General features: G+C 65.7%; 16 protein-coding genes. 1 reads left to right on the forward strand and 15 read right to left on the reverse strand.

Annotation, left to right across the window (positions count from 1 at the left end; genetic code table 11):
- Window positions 1–322: 322 nt before the first annotated feature.
- From POL67_RS48125 to POL67_RS48190, 14 genes are all read right to left on the reverse strand, one after another.
- The gene (locus POL67_RS48125) at window positions 323–727 is read right to left on the reverse strand and encodes a hypothetical protein (protein WP_271928742.1); all 405 of its coding nucleotides are present in this window, start codon (window positions 725–727) and stop codon (window positions 323–325) included.
- Between the two features lie 166 nt (window positions 728–893).
- Window positions 894–2021: an RNA polymerase sigma factor gene (locus POL67_RS54000; protein WP_271928744.1), complete on the reverse strand. Its 1128-nt coding sequence runs from the start codon at window positions 2019–2021 to the stop codon at window positions 894–896.
- A gap of 1131 nt (window positions 2022–3152) precedes the next feature.
- Window positions 3153–4250, reverse strand: coding sequence for a hypothetical protein (locus POL67_RS48135; protein WP_271928747.1), 1098 nt, complete (start codon window positions 4248–4250; stop codon window positions 3153–3155).
- A gap of 304 nt (window positions 4251–4554) precedes the next feature.
- Window positions 4555–5925 (reverse strand): hypothetical protein, encoded by a 1371-nt coding sequence (locus POL67_RS48140; RefSeq protein ID WP_271928749.1) that lies wholly within the window; start codon window positions 5923–5925, stop codon window positions 4555–4557.
- Between the two features lie 350 nt (window positions 5926–6275).
- Window positions 6276–7352 carry a hypothetical protein gene (locus POL67_RS48145; protein ID WP_271928752.1) on the reverse strand — a complete coding sequence of 359 codons (1077 nt, stop codon included), beginning with the start codon at window positions 7350–7352 and terminating at the stop codon, window positions 6276–6278.
- Window positions 7349–8254 carry an MbnB/TglH/ChrH family RiPP precursor modification enzyme gene (locus POL67_RS48150; protein WP_271928754.1) on the reverse strand — a complete coding sequence of 302 codons (906 nt, stop codon included), beginning with the start codon at window positions 8252–8254 and terminating at the stop codon, window positions 7349–7351. Before POL67_RS48150 ends, POL67_RS48145 begins: the two co-directional genes overlap by 4 nt.
- A 4-nt stretch (window positions 8255–8258) precedes the next feature.
- Window positions 8259–9077, reverse strand: coding sequence for a hypothetical protein (locus tag POL67_RS48155; RefSeq protein ID WP_271928756.1), 819 nt, complete (start codon window positions 9075–9077; stop codon window positions 8259–8261).
- A 120-nt stretch (window positions 9078–9197) separates the two neighbouring features.
- The gene (locus POL67_RS48160; protein WP_271928758.1) at window positions 9198–9329 is read right to left on the reverse strand and encodes a hypothetical protein; all 132 of its coding nucleotides are present in this window, start codon (window positions 9327–9329) and stop codon (window positions 9198–9200) included.
- Window positions 9330–9705: 376 nt separating this feature from the next.
- Entirely contained in the window at window positions 9706–10230 is a 525-nt protein-coding gene (locus tag POL67_RS48165; RefSeq protein WP_271928760.1) for a cupin domain-containing protein, read from the reverse strand.
- Window positions 10231–11191: 961 nt separating this feature from the next.
- On the reverse strand, window positions 11192–11788 hold the full coding sequence (locus POL67_RS48170; protein WP_271928762.1) for a hypothetical protein: 597 nt from the start codon (window positions 11786–11788) through the stop codon (window positions 11192–11194).
- Window positions 11785–12369: a hypothetical protein gene (locus tag POL67_RS48175; RefSeq protein WP_271928765.1), complete on the reverse strand. Its 585-nt coding sequence runs from the start codon at window positions 12367–12369 to the stop codon at window positions 11785–11787. Before POL67_RS48175 ends, POL67_RS48170 begins: the two co-directional genes overlap by 4 nt.
- Complete coding sequence (locus tag POL67_RS54005) at window positions 12366–14555, reverse strand: DUF3570 domain-containing protein (RefSeq protein WP_271928767.1); 2190 nt, start codon at window positions 14553–14555, stop codon at window positions 12366–12368. The genes POL67_RS48175 and POL67_RS54005 overlap by 4 nt, the downstream gene beginning before the upstream one ends.
- 74 nt (window positions 14556–14629) lie before the next feature.
- Window positions 14630–14884, reverse strand: coding sequence for a DUF4266 domain-containing protein (locus POL67_RS48185; RefSeq protein ID WP_271928769.1), 255 nt, complete (start codon window positions 14882–14884; stop codon window positions 14630–14632).
- Window positions 14885–14963: 79 nt separating this feature from the next.
- Window positions 14964–15563: a hypothetical protein gene (locus POL67_RS48190; RefSeq protein ID WP_271928771.1), complete on the reverse strand. Its 600-nt coding sequence runs from the start codon at window positions 15561–15563 to the stop codon at window positions 14964–14966.
- 172 nt (window positions 15564–15735) lie between these two features.
- Between POL67_RS48190 and POL67_RS48195 the strand changes: the two genes are divergently transcribed.
- Window positions 15736–16305, forward strand: a complete 570-nt coding sequence (locus POL67_RS48195; RefSeq protein WP_271928773.1) for a TlpA family protein disulfide reductase — start codon at window positions 15736–15738, stop codon at window positions 16303–16305.
- Here POL67_RS48195 and otsB read toward each other — a convergent pair.
- Window positions 16283–17086, reverse strand: a complete 804-nt coding sequence (gene otsB / locus POL67_RS48200) for a trehalose-phosphatase (RefSeq protein WP_271928774.1) — start codon at window positions 17084–17086, stop codon at window positions 16283–16285. The genes POL67_RS48195 and otsB overlap by 23 nt on opposite strands.
- Window positions 17087–17099 lie beyond the last annotated feature (13 nt).

Here is a 17099-nt window from a genome sequence, read left to right on the forward strand (position 1 = left end):
CATGGAGCTTCTCGTAGACGCGGCCGGCGGCCGTCGCAGTACGCTCGTCCGCGACGCGGGCCGCACCCTCGTACACCAGCAATCGCCTGGCTGTCTCCAGCTGCGCCGGGGTTGGTCGGTTCAAGGATCCGCCTCGAGCATGGGACCTCTCGCCCTCATCTCTGCCCTGTTCATGCCGCGGGAGCAACCGTCGTGATCGTATCAGGTGCGAATGGTCGGCCCCGACCGCCCCTCCTCGACCTCGCCGTCTCGCCGTGGCATATCGCATGCGCGATCGTTCCCCGCCAGGCGTGGAACACATCCGGTGTGATCCGCACCGATTCTACGCCGCGCGCTTCCGCGCAAACACCTCCACCGTGAGGTTGAACGCGGCGCGGTGCATGACATCGGCCGCGCGCATCGCTTCCTCCGCCGTCGCAGCAAAGCCGCGGAACACGTCCCGGCCTTCCGCATCGATAGCCCCCTCCTCCACGTAAATGCGGCCATCACTCCCGAGCGCGAGCGTGTGGAGCATGGCCCACGCGAGCAAGTCCGCCGCGCTGAACTTCACGGCTTCTTCCGCATGCAATGCATAACCAACGAATACCGGACGCCCCGGAGGCGGCTCGTCCTCGAACTGGAAATAAAGCTTGCCGTCGCTGGCAAGCGCGAGCTCCGTGGCCAGCTTCTCAGGTTCGGACGGCTCGTGCTCGGCGGGGACCATTCTCTTGCTGGGCTTCCTGGGCATGGCTCTACCTCCTGAACGAACGTCAAAGGGGACGATGGAGACCACGCGCCCAGGGCGTGCAGCCTCGTTCGCCCTCTTTGCGGGACGTTTCCTTCGGCCCGTCGTTGTGGCGGGCCTACTTAGGGGGATTGGTTCGGCCGCGGCGAAAGGACACCCAAAAGTTCACTCAGCGCGCGGCCTTCACGATTTTCCCGAGGAGCGCTGCCCTCACCTTGGGGAACGGGTTCGCAGGGAAGCGGCGATCGTAACGAGCAAGCGCCTCTCGGGCATCCGCGATATCGCCCCGCTCCAAGGCGCCTCGGGCCCGATCCAGCAAGGCGCGCGCCTCCAACAGGGGATCCGCCGGTGGATGCCCCGCAAGGAGTTTCCGCGGTGTCGCCGCTGGCGGCATGATTGGCTGCTGCATAGGCATCGCGTCCACGGTCGGGACGTGCGGGACGCGCTCGTCGAACTGCGCCCGTGCAGCCACCGGCACGGGGGCCGACGCGGTCTGCATGAGGAGATAGACGATCGCCCCACCCACAAGACCGCCCGTGAAGTTTCCGCCGACAAACGAGCCGACATCCGACCCGCCAGACGTGGGCGCATCGGCATTCGGCGCGGCATCCGGAACCGCTGGCCGAGCCCCCGACGCGGGGCTCTGCTCGACGATGGCGCGGAGCTGCGCGAGCTGATCCTCCGGCACCTGCTCCGTGCGAGCGCGAAGGAACGCGAACAGCCCGTCCACCGCGAAGGGCAGGACGACGAGCCCGCGGTCGCGCATCTTCCGCTTGATCCGCCGGGAAAAATCCTGCCGCGCCCGTTCCAGCCGATCCTTGACCGTTCGTTTCGAGCCCCCGATGAGCTGCGCCGTCTCCTCGTAGCTCAGCTCCGCGAGCTCCACGGCCGTGAGCACCTCGCGGAGATCCTCGTCCATTTCCCCGATGGTCTCGTGAACGAGCCGCTCGTACTGCGCTGTCGCCATGGCTTCCTCGGGGTTTCTCGTGCCCACCGGCAGGATGGTCACGTCTGCATCGTCGGTGAAATCGCTCCGATAGTCCTCGCGCTGGCGATGATCGCGCGCCATCCGCCTCGTGATCACGTACAGCCAGACGCCCAGCGATCCCTTGGCCGGATCGTACCGCGACAACCCAGCGACGGCCGCGACAAGCACCTCCTGCGCGAGGTCTGGGATGTGCTCGTCGGCGACGGGCCCCCACGGGGGCGCGAGACGGGCCAACCAGATCGGGACGCGGCGCGAGAGCTGCACGAGCTGGTCACGAGTCGACGTGTTCGAGGTTCGTTCCTGGGTCACATCTTCGGGGATTGGGTCGAGCCCCCGAGAGGGACACCAAAATCCTAAGGGCGACAGCAAATCGTCGATGGGCGGAGGCGCTCTACCTCGCCGGTGGACGCGCCGCCGATCGGCTGACACGTGCCCGGGTGGTACTTGACGTCCGACACGGCCTTGCTCCCGAGCGCCGGTCCGGGTGGCGTCAAGGGCAAACACACCTCGTCCAGCGACGAGATCGGGTATCCCGAAATCACTGGCGTCAGACACATGCTGTCCGAGTAGATCGAGGCGGTCGCTGTACACAGACTGCCGGCGACCTCGGGCGAGCACGTGCAATCCGTGCAGGTCCGCTTGTCGTCGTAGCCGGTATAAATGACGAAGCGCTCGGTATAACTTTCGCCTCGCAGGGGACGTCCCCCTCCTGATACACGCAGACGCGGAACGCGGGCGGGGGCGCGGGCGCGGGGGCACACTTCGCCGCGGAGCCGCACCCCACCTCCCCACCTTCCGGGAAGCCCTCGCAGCCAAGGACCGTGAGCCCCCATCTCGGCACGTCGGAGGTTCCCGTGAGGATGGGATCCTCCTCCACCTCGCAGCCTTCGTCCACGGCTTCCATCGGGCCAATCGTGAGGGATTCGACGCACGCCTTCCCGTCGCATTGTTTACCGGCAGCGACTGCGCTCGCGTTCGAGCAGGCTCCATCCCACGCGGTCGGAGGATCAAACGACGTCACGACGGCTCCCGGCGTGGAGCAGGCGGCGTTTGACGCGGTCATCGTCGCGGGGAGCTTGCATGTCCCGGTGGATGGCTTGCAGCCACAGGCGCAGTTGAGCGGCCCCGCGATCAGCTCAGCGTACTTGGTAAAATGGTGTACGGGCGCCTCCGGTGGGCATTCGAGGGGGTGCCCCGGCGACAGTGCGACGAGAATGGGGTCGCTCCATCCGAGGGGCCGCAAAGGGACGCACTGCCCCCCTCGTGCCTCGCATGATTTGGCCTCGACGCCGCCGTCGTCGCCGTCTTCCTCGCCGCCATCGTTCGCTCCGGCGTCCTCGGCGTCCGGTCCGGCGTCGACGTAGGGATAAACTTCGAAGGTCCCCGTGTAACATGCGGTCAACAGGGTAGACAATACAACAATGAACGTTCTATGCCTCATCATTCCGGTTGCCTCATCATTGACGGCTGCCACGTCACACCTATTCCGAAAGAAGGCAAAAATCCCGGCGTGCTCCAAAATCGTTGCGCGTCAGATTCGCCCATAAATACAGCCGCTTCGCTTCTCGTTCCCGCGAACAGGAGCTCCAGATATCCGCGCACCCACACGTTCGTAGCGACTGGATGATCGTACGAGCCTCGTAGGCCCGCGCCGAAGAATGGTTGGGCTATGCCATCGGATTTTCCAAACGCGTCGCCCAAATTGAATTGATACCACCCTGCCGAAATGGGGGTGCAGATGCGTCCCCGCGCCCCAAGCACGAGGCACGGAACAACTGCACCGGTTGCAAGCGACGTGCGGACCGGGACACCCTCCACCTCCCCCAAAAGATCGATCACACCCCGCAGCTCGGCGCCCAGCGTTACCCATTCCCAGCGTATCGCGACCTGGAAGGCTCCGCCGAGCGCAACATTCGGAGTGTCGAACGGTCCGAACACGGCGGCCGCAGACAGCTCGGTCCGGAACGGCGGACCGTCGGGAGCCGAGGGCGTTGAGGGCGTTGAGGGCGTTGAGGGTGGGAACAGGGGCTCCTCATAAGCCCGCCGACGGAGCTGCGGTAGGGGCACCGCCATGCTCGGCGGCGGGGGCTTGGGTGCCTCCGGAGGCGCCGGTGGGGCAAGGAGTGTCCACGCCTCCGGCGTCTCCCCCTTCACGGTGACGAAACGCGCCGCCACCATGAGCGCGACGTCCTCGACGAGATCAATACACTTCCCTCGGGGCGTCGCCGTCTCCTCCCATTGCAGCGTCCCCTGCTCGTCTCGCGCGGTGAGCACGGCCTCCAGTTGGCCCCCGGCACGCCGCACCGTGACGGAGAGGGACGCACGCGCCGATTCCGGGAAGACGTCGTAGCGGAACTTCGCGCTCGTCAGCTCGGCAAGGGCCGCCTCCGTGGGACATCGAACGTCCGCAGGAACGACATACGCCAGACGAAACGCGATCCGCTGGTCCACCGACGTATCGTCAGCCATCGCAGGCGTCGCAGGCGTCGCAAGCGCGACGACGGAGGCGGTGAGTAACTTTACACCGGGGTAGCGCATCGAGTCCGTGGACGAACCTTGATGCTATCAGGAAACGTCTGGAAACGACAAGGGGGGAGGCGCATGGTTCTGTCACGACGAACCTCCGGGCCCACTCGGACCAACTCCATATCGTCGTCGGACCGACGAGCACGGCGTGGGACAAACCTGACTGCCGTGCGACGCACGGTCGAGGACAAGCCGTTCCATACACCGTCGGTGTCACGACGGGGGCGGGCGAGGTGGTACGTTTGATCAGATTCGCCGCGTTCTTCGATATCGACGCGCCGTAGGCCGCCCGGCCCGAGCGCTCCCCTGTGCGGCGTCAGGGTACGAGGATATTCGACAAGGCATCTGCCTGCGCGAATTTTGCGGCGGAGCGGAACGGATGGGTCGTGATGTCGACATCCGACACATGGGCTGCGACACGGACATAGAAGGCGCTCACGTCATCGAGGATGCCCGGAGGGAGATCGATCCTCGTGTCCTTCGTGCGCAGGTTCGCGATAAGCGTCCCGAACGAGCCCCCGTCGGGCTTCAAGATATCGATCGTGTAGTGCGTCGGCGTCCCGACGGCCGGCGCCGTCCAGCTCAAGCGTGGTGTCCGGGTGACGCCCGTCTGATCGCTGAACGCGTTTTTCCCGTTGACCTCGAGGTCCTGGACCGGGCTCACCAGCGGCTCGATGGGCCGCCCGCTGACGCTCGCGACATCACGGCTGAACATGATGACACCGAAGTCGTTCCACGGCGTCGCCACGCCGGGCGCGGTATAGGCCACCAGGCCATAGTGGTAGACGAACACGGAGCTCCCCCAGGCCGCGGGATACGGGTTTCCATACGGGATCGCTCCCAGATTCACGTCGGCGGGTCCGGGAGCGATGCCGAGGGTGAGAAGCGTCGCGGAAGCGCCGACGGGGGCGTACGTGTTGCCGGGCCGCGTGCGGATCTCGACGAAGGTACCTTGGTCGACGGCCTTTGGGTTCACCGCTGTGACGTGGCTCGTGAATTTCGTTGTATGGACATCGAGCGAGACGCTCACGTTCGACGGGACGCTGGTGAACGCGCCGCTCCTCGAGACGGTACTCCCGTCGGTCTGCGTGATATCGTCGAAGCTCGCGAATCGCGTGACGATGGCGTAAGGCACGCCGGAAGCGCCCGTCTGCTGTGAGAGCTGGGAGACCGTGAGGACATCCCCCTTGCCCGCGTCGATGAGGCTGCCCCAGGCGAAGCCCGACCAGTTCACGGTGAACCTCTCGAGCTTGGTGTCGCCGACCGCAGGCCAGTTCTCGGCGCCCGAGCCCGAGCCGAACATCCTCTGCCCTGCACCGCTGTTGGGCACGAACAATTGGATGTCATCCTTGGCCTGCCAAGGAGCGAGGTTCGTGATGTCCAGGACGAGGTTGGTCGGAACGACCGTCGCGCGCGGCGCACCCTTGCGTCCAGCGATTGCGCCGCCGAGGTCGACGACCCTGGCCGAGGTATAGATATATTCGAACTCGCCCACGCGGAGGACATAGGGGCCCTCGGGGACGCCGGGAATGAGGACCGAGCCATCCGCCTTGCCCGTGCCTTTGAATGTCTGCCACTGCCCGCCGCCCATGGGAACGAGGGCCTCGATGGGGGTCGTGCTGAGGTCTCGGGGGGCCTCGACGGTGGCGGTTTCTCCGATCCAGACGTCGACCGCGCTGACGGACACGGCGCCGCGCTCGCCGCCGCTCTCCGAGGGGCTCGGGGGCCTCGACGATGGCGGGCCGCCTGTGCCTTCGCCATTGCCGCCGCAAGCAGGGAAGAAAGCTAGAGCAAAAAGGGTCGCGGCGTGTGCTACGTGGGTACGTTGGAGCATCCTTCTCCTCCTGGGTGAAGCCATCCGCAGGGGCCATGCCACGGGGAGCCCGAATCTCTGGAGGGCGGCAAAAACGACGAACGTCCTCGCCTCTCCCCACGGCATACGAGCCATGGCTACGGCGAGTGCGCGACAGGAAAGCCCAGCCTGTCGGCTCGAGCAGGCCAGGGCGCCCGTTGAACCGGCGAAACCCCCTGCTCGAGTTATATGGATGGTTCGACGAGGATCCGGGCCTGGTAGAACGTGAGGAGGAGATCGTCGGGGATACTTACGCCCTTTTCCTGCGCCAGCCGAACTCGGTTCTCCGCGACGGTCTGGTCCCCGCGGAAGTCGCGGAGGACCTCTTGATGCTCCAGGGACAGGAAGAAGGTTTCATAGCGGCTGTAGCTCTTCACATAGATGCCGCCGTTCGCGGGGATGCCGACCATATGAGAATTCATCACGAGGCGCTCGGGCAAGGTCGGCGCCGTGGCCTGCCGGTAAGCTCGGACCGCTTCGTCGAGCAGAGCCCGGCCATCGCCATTGTTTACAACGGCCTCGAATTCTTGACTGTTGGTGGCGGCGACGTGCTCGTGGCAGCGGAGATACAGCTCCTCCTCGCGTCCTTCCCACTCGCTCCAGCACGCGGAATAGTGGGCAGGAGGCCGGTCTTCGAGGTCCTCCAGGGTGAGCTCGCCGAGCGTAGCTGCGGGCTCGCGGAGCTGAGGCGCGACGCGCTGTAGCGCGTGCTCGGCGAGCCTGCTCTCCACGTGAGATAGGTAGCTGCGCATGGCCGTCCAGAAATTTGCGCCATCTGCGCCTGCCGAATACCGGCAGAAGAACGTGGAGCAAGTCGACTCACGGTGCCGCCATACGGTGCAAAGGCCGCTCTCGACCTCGTAATAGGGGCAGCGCAGCACGAGCGATCGGCCAAAGCTCGTGCGGCGGGTGGCCTTCAGCAGGAGCTGCGTCTTGGCGGGAGGCGCGAGCCATTGTGGCGTAACGCCGGAGCGCGCGGCGATCTTGGCGCGGATGCGGCTGCGCCCCTCGGCCATGTCAGGGCTGTTGTCCGCCAGGATCGCGCCAACGAGATAATTGGGGAGCCTGGGGTGGAAACTGCAGCACTTGACATCGGGACGAAAACGGACGGCGCCTGGCAAGGCACGGCCGCCCTCAGCGGCCGGGGCCATGGCACAGCGGTCGCACGTGGCCTTGTCTTCCCGGGGCGCAGGCTCGTCGAAGAACGAGGGCAGGAAGCTCCAGTAAAGTGGAGGGAAGACGCTACGCAGTATTTCGTTCATGCGACTCCCTCCATGGCGCCGCCCGGCAGGTTTGGCCTCGGAGACTCGAATCGCTGGGCCGCCTCTCTCTGCTTGCGCGCCGTCTCCAGGATATCCCGCGCCTTGGTTATCTCCACCAGCAGCTCCTCTATCGGCGGGTAGTTGTCGTCCCGCTCGATGATCACGCCCTTGACGTCGGTCCGCAGCGCGAGCGCCCGAAGCACGTCCCAGCTCCCCTCTTCGACCGCATGGGAGTGCGAGTCGAAGAGCAGCCCGCCCGCCCGAACGCCGCCGGCCATGTGCACCTGTATGACCCTGTCGAGCGGTATCTGCTCGAGGAAGTGAATGGGGTCATAGCCATGGTTGGTCGCGTTGGTGTACAGGTTGGTCGCATCGAGGAGGAGCCCGCAACCCGTGCGTTCCACGATTTCGTTCAACAGATCCGTATGGGAGAGCTCGCCTTGAGGGATATCGAAGAAGTAGCTTATATTTTCGACAATCAGCAGCTTGCCCGTATGGTCCTGCACGGTCGAGATGTTGCGTACGATGCTCTCGAGGCTGCTTCTGGTGAGCACAATCGGCGAGAGATGTCCGAGATCGATGCCTGGTGCGGAAGTGATCGCCAGATGGTCGCTGTAGTAGGGAGCGCCGGTCACTTCGAGAACTTTCTTGATACACCGCAGATATTCCGTCGTAGGTGGCGCCGTCGAACCGACCGAGAGCTGGAGCCCGTGGGGCACGCAGGGCAGGAGGGCACAGAGCGCCTCGAGCTCGTCGAGCTGGCGCGGCGTCATGAAATGCTCCGTCGTGATCTCGATGAAATCGATGGAGTCCCTATGAGCCAGGATGGATGATTTCATCCGGCGCCGAAATCCGAGGCCGGAGCCGAGGTGCGGGATCGCATGAGCGGAGGACTGTAACATTGCTTTAGCTCCTGAGAATTCCTATCGACGCCATGTGTCCCAGCGCCTGAATCAGATCCTCCATGAGGCCTTCAATAGCAAGCTGATGTTCGAGCTCAGCAACGATACCCCGCACGGTCCGCACGCCATCACACAGGTCGAGCAGGCTCCCAAGAGCCTGGTTTACCTCGAATACGCGCGGAGGCGAAAGCCCTGCCAGATGTTGAAATACGATCCAAACTGGGGCCTTTTCGATGCGGCAGGGGAGCTCATCGTGACGCAGCGAGGATACGATGTCCGTGATGTTGTATTCGAATCCACCAAAACAAACGCCGCTCTTCACGACGGGGCAGGCGTCTATTGAAATGCCACCGGCGGGCGCCCCGGCGCCCTCTACGTCGTCGTCCGTTCGCGTCGGCGGGAATCCGGCTGCGCAAAAGAGGCGCTCATAACGGGCGAGCTCCGCGGCGTATGTCGGGACATCCTCATCCCCCCGAAGCGTCTCTTCCAGAAACGTGCCAAAGCTCCCGAGGTACTCCTGCGTGGAAGCATGAGGTCTCGCCGGGAAAAGCTGGTAGAATCGATCGGTATAGCGATCCATTGCGGCGGGGACGAGGCGGCCTGTGAGCGGGTAGTTTTCCTGGATCCGCTCGAGTCGCTTTCCCTTCAAAGAGGCCGCGAACGTTTCGAGCATGTCGCGGTCGATCTCCGTAACAGCCCGACCCTCTTCAGGCGAAAGCGCGTACATGTGAAGCGTCTTTTCTGGAGCTATATGGGATAACATCCGAAAACAATCGTCCGTGTACAGGCGGACGAGGTAACGCTGCATTTCGCTGAGGCTCACGAGCCACCTCTTCCATTTCGGAGGAGGGGCGAACGGCTGCGTTCTCATGGCATCGCGCAATCCATTGTGCGACAGGCCCAGGGCGCAGCCGCTCCCCCACGACTCTATGCTAGAGATCGTTCAATCGCTGAACGACTTGCACTTGCACTTGCACTTACAGTCTTCCCAGTCGAGGGGCTTCTGCGTTTCTGCCGCAGCGTTCACCTTGGCCGAGACCTCTTTGAGCTGAAAAATATTCTTGTGCGTGGACATGTGGTGCCTCCTTTGAACCGCGTGATTCATCTCGCGAATCCACGGGTGCATTCGATTCATCGAGCCATCGATTGCATCGTCAAGGGCGAAGGCAGCCTCATCCTCGAAATTTTCGGAGCACGGGTGCGGGACTTGTTGCCAAGTTTTGCGATTGACGTGCGCATGGCCTCGACAGCCTCTGCCGATAGGGATTCTCTGTATGGCTTCATGGCCGCCCTTCTTGAACGACGGCCTCGGCGGCACTCCCTCAGGAACGGCAGCGAGCGACGGCTCTCACGGCGGGCGCGCGAGTTTCGCGCAGCCGGGTGGGCCGCTTCACGTCGATCACCGACTTCGACGGGAAACACGATTTCGATTGGGCGGTCTTTGACACCCTTCACCGGACTTGCTGCCCGAACGCCTCGTCCGCAAGGTCCGCCTCGGCGTCGGCCTTCGTCTGCTGGACCCGCCCGGGGATGTGGTTCGGGGGCGCGTAGAGCGTATACAGCTTGAGCGGCGTCTTGCCCGTATTGATGAAGTTGTGGCGGACGCCGGGCGTCACGAGCACCACGTCACCAGGTCGGAACGGCGACGCGACGCCATTGAGGACGACTTTTCCTTCTCCCTCGACCAGGACCAGGACCTGCTCGACCCGCTTGTGCTGCTCCTGCCCGACTTCACCACCCGGCGGGATGCTCATGGCCACCACCTGCATCCGCTTCGCCGTGAAGAGCACGCGACGATAGGCTTCATTCTGCCGGGTGAGCGCGTCGATGTTCGCGTGAAACGTCACCCCGGCTCGCGGCGCGCGTTGCGCCTGGGCCTGCTGCCGAGCATCGGCCTGCGCCGAGGGCGAGACAGACCCAACGACACCGAGCACGCTTGCGAACGCGAGAAGACCCGCCAATAGAGTACGCGTCATGAGCCCCTCCTCGTGGAACGTATCCTTTGCGGAGGAACGTAATGCAGCCAGACCGGGTCGTCAGCCGTCCCTACGAGATCACGCGTGGGGCTGAAGGAGGGTCAGAGGAGCCGCATTGCGCGGAGTCGAGAAAATACGGAGATCGAGACGGGAATGAACTGAACGGCGAGATCGCCGCCACGATGTCTCGCGATGGGAACCGCGCTGGCGCAGCTACTTACAGGCGCCGCTGATGCAGGACTTCCCGGTGGGACAATGCTTGTCGCAAACGCACTGCGGGTAGGGCTTGAAGGCAGTGCCGCAGACTCCGTTGGAACAAATCCTGGAGACGCCGCAATCACAATTGCTACTGCAAGGCTCCGTCGGCGCCTCGCAGGAGCCATAGTCTCTCTCGGAAAAGAAGACACAGCTCTTGGAACCCGTACACTGGCATGAGGCTACGCAAAAGGGGCTCGGCGGGGGCGGACTGACATTATTGATCTTCGAGCATACCTTTTGACCGGATTCATTCGCCTTGCAGGCCGTGCCCAGCTCGCATTGACAGTTCGACGAACACGGGCTGCCCGCTGGCAGCAGCAGCTCGCTGCTCGCCTGGTCGGTGTCCTCCTCGACACTCTCCTGCGGGTCGGGGCTCCTCATGAGACATGCAGCCGGGGCAGCGCAGAAGAGCACGAGCGCGGCCAACGGTTTCATCAAAGTGGCGAATCGACGAAGCATGCTGAACCTCCCAAACAAATCCACGAGGTGACGACGGCGCCATCCCGGGACGTGGAAGCGACGGCAGGTACCATACCAACCACGGGGACGTCGAATTTGGGGAGGACGTCCATCGGCACACGGCCCCGCCATGGCCTCAAATGCACGGTTCGCGCATTGCGCTACTTGTGCAAATTGCGCGACTGGCGCAACACGAACGTGGCAAGCAGCGATATCTCACCCGTGGCCTCGGGGCCACGGGCCGCTAAGGATGCCCGAGCTCGACCTCACACTGCGTCGTATCGGTATTCCCCGTCAGCCAATTGGTCATGCACACGTCCCCGGGGTCGCCCTTGTTCCACAAGAGCCCGCCCTTGTGTTTCTCGCGCAATCGCGCCTTTCGCACGATCGACAGCACCTCGGGGTCCGCGGTCTTCGCGAATACCTTCGCTGCGAGCTCCGGTTCGAGCGCCAGAATCGAGCGGTAGTTGTCCTCCAGCTCGGCGATCGTCGTGGGCTCTTTCCCGCCGGAATAGTATTCGTCGTAGTTCTCGACGTTCGGCGAGGTTCGCTCCTCGTACCGGCGCAGCCCGTACTGGCCATACAGCCGCAGCGGCCGCGCGGCGTGGCCGTGGCAATCGAGCGTGCCGCAACGGCGCTCGAGGACCGCAGAGACCGCGCGGAACGAGGTCGGGTCGAAGGGCGGGGCCACGATTTCATTCACGGCAGGGCCCAGGTCGCCGCAACCAGCGGCGACGAGAATGACGCCGCAACCAGCGGCGACGAGAATGACGCCGCAGCCCGCGACGGCGAAGCGCGCCACGCTGGAGCAAAAGAGGCTCGCCTTGCGTCGTGTGTTCATTTCGCAGCTCCCGGGCAGGCGGGGTCTTGCGGCGGGAACGGAGGATTCGTCTCGGCGGCGGCGCACGTCACCCACCCGGGCGAACCCTGGTTCGGATTGCCCACGTGGCACCCCGCGCAGGATCCGTCGCGGCTGATGCGCGTCGACATGACCACACGTTTCGTGCTCTCCAGGGCCCCAGGCACGGGGTACTCGATCTCGGCGCGCAGCGGAAAGGCCGGGTCCCACTTGTCCGTTTCGATGAAGAAGTTGCCCGCGCAGTTCGTGCCGACCTCGTATTGCTCGCCGAACGAATCGGTCAGCTTGACCTTCACGCCCTTGACGGGAAGCGGCTTCTGCTCGGGCGTCTGCGTCGGATACGCATAGATCGTCCCGCCGACGCTCATGACCGGGTTCTCCCGTAGGTACTCGCCGTGGCAGAGCACGCAGGGCTGTCCAGGGCGATGAAACTCGCCCACGGGGACATTCGGATCCTCTTCGCCGAGCGCGGCGATACGCTCGTCGACGGCGCGGTTGCCGCAGCCGACGAGCATGCCAAGCACAACGAGCGACGAGGCGAGGGCGGTCTTGGCCGTCATCATTCGACGTCGACCTCCAGCGTGAGCGCGCCGAAGTAGCCGAAGCGCTGCAGGATGAAGAGCGTGTTCAAGAAGCGCGTGTAAATCACGTCGCCGCTCACGATGAGGCCCCAGTTCTTGGCCTCGCCAAACGCGATGCGCGTGCCGAGTCCGCCGGTCACGCCGATCAGCGGGCCGAGCTCGCGGTCGCCGGTGCGCAGCGCAGGCACTTGCAGGCCCGTGGGCGTCCGTTCGGACACGTACGCGAGTTGCCAGAAGGCCGCGCCCGTCTGCGCGTGGAACCGGAAATGCGGCCAGATGCGCACGTTCTGGCTGATGTCGTAGAGGTACCGGAGGTCCGTCGTCGTGGCCTTGAGGCCCCAGCTATCCGCGTAGAGCCGCTCCTCGGCGCGCAACGTGCTCGCGGAGAAGCGGCGCGCGTAGCGGGCGGCGAACGCGAAGCGCTGGCGGCTCAGCGGGAGCTGTTCGAGGATGCGCTCGGGGTTCCGGTAAAAATTTACCGTCGCGAGCGACTGTCCCGGCAAGACGCGCGGGGCGATGTCCGGCGCGAACGTCGGGATGTAGCGGTAGGGCTTGGAGCTGTCGCCCGCCTCGATCACCGCGCTGAAGTTCGTGGTCAGGATGGAGTTCTTGTCGAGCACGAACGACGAGGAGAGGTCGAGCGCGTGGCGCTGGATGCGCCGCGAGAAGACCTCGTAGCTCGTGCCCGATCGGCCCGCGATGTCGTACGAGAAGTCGTAGCTCAGGCTCGGCGTGACCGTCTTCTGGCGCAGGTCGATCGCGACCGTGGTGCCGACGCTCGTCGCCAGGTAGTCGGGCTCGATCGACATCGCGGTGTGAAGGTTCACGTCGACGTCGCCGAACTTCTTGTGGCCGCCGAGCGCGGGCACGTACCGCTGCTCGGTCCAGCGCGGCGAGGCCGTGGCCACGATGTCGGTCGACGCGGCCGTGACGACGTCGACGAGGAACGAGCCACCAAACCCCCAGCCGCTCGTGGGGTTCTCGACGTTGAAGAAGACCGTCGGGCTGACGACGTCGACCTTGTCGGAGTCGTGGTACGCCGAGAACTCCAGGCCGAACTTGAGGTTCAACGGCAGCTTGCGGTTCTTCGCGATGCACTCGTCGAACTGGTCCTGCGTCTGCGCGTTCTGCATGCACTGGACGAGCGCGCGGTCGATCGCCTTGCCCTTCGGCACGAGCTTGACCTCGACCGTCGCCGTCTCGCCCTCGCCGACGTTCACGCTCTGCTCGAAGGACTGCTCGGCGCCGTTCACCTTGCCCGTCGCGATGATCGTGCGCTCGCCGGGGTTTACGGGGATCTCGGCGCCGAGCTGATCCTCTGCGAGCTCGACGCCGTTCACGCGAACCTTGAGGTCGGTCGCGTTCGCCGGCTTCTGGACGATGATCTTCGGGATCTTGGCGCGGAGCTCATCGGCGCGGCTGCGCGCCTGCGCGGCCATCTGACGGATGTTCTTGCGCGACGCGGCCTCGGCGGTCGCCTCGTAGTCGGAGACGGCCTCGACCCAGAGGCCGGCGCGCGCCTCGCACGCGGCGACGAGGAAAAGCGTCGAGGTGCGATCCTCGGCCTCGTACGACGCGCGCCCGTACGCAATGCAGTCGAGCCACTCGCGCTCCTTCTCGGCCTTGGTCGCGAGTTCATAGTAGAACGAGCCCTCGCCCGTGCGCCAGCCACGCGCCGGGGGCTGCCCCTCGTACGTGGCCTTGAGCTTCTTCGAGCCGCCCGACGCGGCCTTCGCCTCTTTCGTCTCCGGGTTGCCGCCGCTCGGCGAACCGGCGCTGCGCGCCTCGCTCCACGCCTTCTCGATCTCGCGCGAGGTGAAGTCGGGGAAGAGCGCGATGGTCGGATCTTCCTTGATCGCCGTGGCGAACGCGGCCTTCGCTTCGCTCGACTTCTTCATGCCGCCGGCGAGCACGGTGCCGAGCGCGACGTAGAGCTTCGCGCGGACCTTCGAGCTGCACGCGCTCTTCTTGGCGCACGCTTGTTTCGCCAGGTTCAGCGTGTCGAGCGCCTCCTGGTACTTGCCTTCCTTGTAGCTCGCTTCGAGCACCGTCTGGACGAGGACCTCGACCTCCTCGTCGTTGGGCGCGGCGCTCGCAGGCGCGGGGGCCAGCGTGAGCGCAGCGGCGACGAGCGGGGCGAGGAGGGCTTGTGCGAGGCGGCGGATCACGCGGCGGCCAAGATAAACCCGTCCCCGGGAAAAAGGATCCGACAAGATGGCGACCTTCGGCTCGGAGGAGGAAATCAGTTGCAGCCGCAACCGCTGCCGGTGCCGCCGCTGCCGCCGACCGCGCCCTCGGTGATGGCGCGCAGGTGCGACTCGCCGAAGCCGGACATGTCAGCGGCCGTCATCGTCGGGTGCGCGAGCTTGCCGCGCTCGTACGGCGCGACGGGCGCGCAGCCGGTGCTCGCGAGCAAGCCTCCGCCGAGCACGAGGACCACGAGGAGCGCGCGACCGGCGCGCACGACGAGCGAGGCAGAGGTGTCTTCGTTCAGCATCGCGGGAAGCTCCGGTTTTCTCTTGTATAACGGGGTTTTTCTCACCCCGCGTCAAGATTCTTCCAGCGCCGCGTGTTCCTTACGGCCCCGCGTCCCCGCCGCCGCCCGTCCGCCGCAGGCCGCAAAGCGCCCACTGCTCGATGATGGCGTAGTCGGTGTCGGACAGGCCGCTCGGGGGCGGCATCGGCGCGCCGCCGCCCGGCGTGCCTTGCAGGTTGCAGAGGATCCACGACCGCGAAGGGTCTTCCTCGTTGATGTAGGGATACCCTTGCGCGCCCGAGTACCCCTTGAGCTCGTCGTAAAACGCGTCGGAGCTGTCGGCCGAGAGGAAGATGCCGCGCGCGCCCGGGGCCGCGCCGTGACAACCGCCGATCGTGCAGCCCGCCGAGGGGCCCGTGAGGATCGAGTAGACCTCGGCCCAGGTCGGGGCCGTGGTGCACGCCGAGGGGTCGAGGATCGTGAGCTCGGGGCAGCCGGTCTCGCGGACCTTGGGGCCTCCGGGCGGGCCGTAGGGGCAGGCGTCGTCCTTGTCGTTGACGATCGACTGCTCGGTGCACGCCTGGTCACCCACGCCGATCTGGCAGCCGGCAAACGCGCCAAGCGCGAGGGCGGGGATCAGGGCGAGGGCGGCGCGGAAGGTGCGGCGCGACCGGGCCCTGGGCGAGGTTCTCGCGGTCATGGCCCCGCATGGTGCCCTCGGTTCGTCACAAAGTCGACTGGGTGGGTTTGGGCTGAGGTAAGCTCGCGCCGTGCGCGCGGTTCGAAGGATCGGTCGTGCTCTCGCGATCGAGGCCCGACGCCGCAGTTTCCGAGCGCAAAGAGCGCCGTCTTAGCAAAACCAGGAGACCTGAATGAGCTCGAGATCGTCGATTGTCCGCACCCTCAGCGCGCTCGTCATGGGCGCGGCCCTCTCGCTCACCGTCGCGGCGTGCGGCGGCGGCGCCGCGTCGGGCGGCGGTGCAGAGACCGGAGGCGCCGAGGGCGGCCTCGTCGGGAAGCCGGCGCCCGAGTTCACCGCCGAGGCGGTCACCGGCGAGGGCCCGAAGAGCGTGAAGGAAGCGGCCGGCAAGGTGACCATCATCGACTTCTGGGCGACGTACTGCGGCCCCTGCAAGAAGTCGTTCCCGAAGTACCAGGAGCTCGTCGATCAGTTCGGCGGCGACCTCAGCGTCATCGCGGTGAGCGTCGACGAGGAGGACACGGACAAGGCCAAGCTCGAGGAGTTCGTGAAGGCGACGGGCGTGAAGTTCTCGGTCGTGTGGGACAAGGACAAGAGCGCCGCGAAGGCCTACAGCCCGCCCAAGATGCCGACCGCGTTCGTCGTCGACAAGACGGGCACGATCCGCCACATCCACGCCGGCTACGGCGAGGGCGAAGAGGACAAGATCGCCGAGGAGATCAAGGCCCTGATCGGGCAGTGATCGCAGCACGAGCGTCGGCGATCCGCGCGAGCAACTCGGCCCACGCCCGTGGGCCGGGCAGCACCAGGTCCGCCCCGACGTTCGGCGTCGGCCGCTCCGCCGAGGCCACGTAAATCCCTACCCCATCGCGCTGCCGGGCGAGGGCAATCGCGCCCTCGTCGGTGGTGTCGTCCCCCGCGTACACGACGAGCGTGCGGGGCGGCAAGCGCGCGAGCAACTGCGCGAGCGCCGTCTGCTTCGTGGCGCCGGGGTCACGCGCCTCGACGACTTGTCGCCCCTCGATGATCTCGAACCCCGCAGCGACCGCGGCCTTGCGGAACGCGTCGAGCACCTCTGCCGCGGCCTCGCGCATCGCAGGCTCGACCTCGCGCACGTGCACGGCGGCGCCGACCGACTTGCGCTCGAAGCGCATGCCGGGGACACGCGCATGGTTCGCCTCGACGAAGTCCCAAAGAGCGGAGCGGCCGGCCGCGCGCCCGGGGTGCGTGCCCCCGATCGTGCCTCCGTCAGGGCCCTCGATGAACGCGCCGTGTTCGGCGACACGGTAGATCGACGCGAGGGCGCCCGTTCGTTCGTGCAGGCTCTCCATCGTGCGTCCCGAGACGACGGCGACGTGCACGCCGGGCGCGCGCGTGAGCCTGGAAAGCGCGTCGAGCGCGTCGTTTCGAGCGTGGGCTTTGTCGGGATCCGTGGCGATGTCCGAGATCGTTCCGTCGAAGTCGGTGGCGACGAGCAGCGACGCAGCTCGGGCGATGCGGGAGAGGAGCGCGGGCTCGTCCATGCCCCGAGCGTCC

This window comes from Polyangium mundeleinium, assembly GCF_028369105.1.
GTDB lineage: Bacteria > Myxococcota_A > Polyangia > Polyangiales > Polyangiaceae > Polyangium > Polyangium mundeleinium.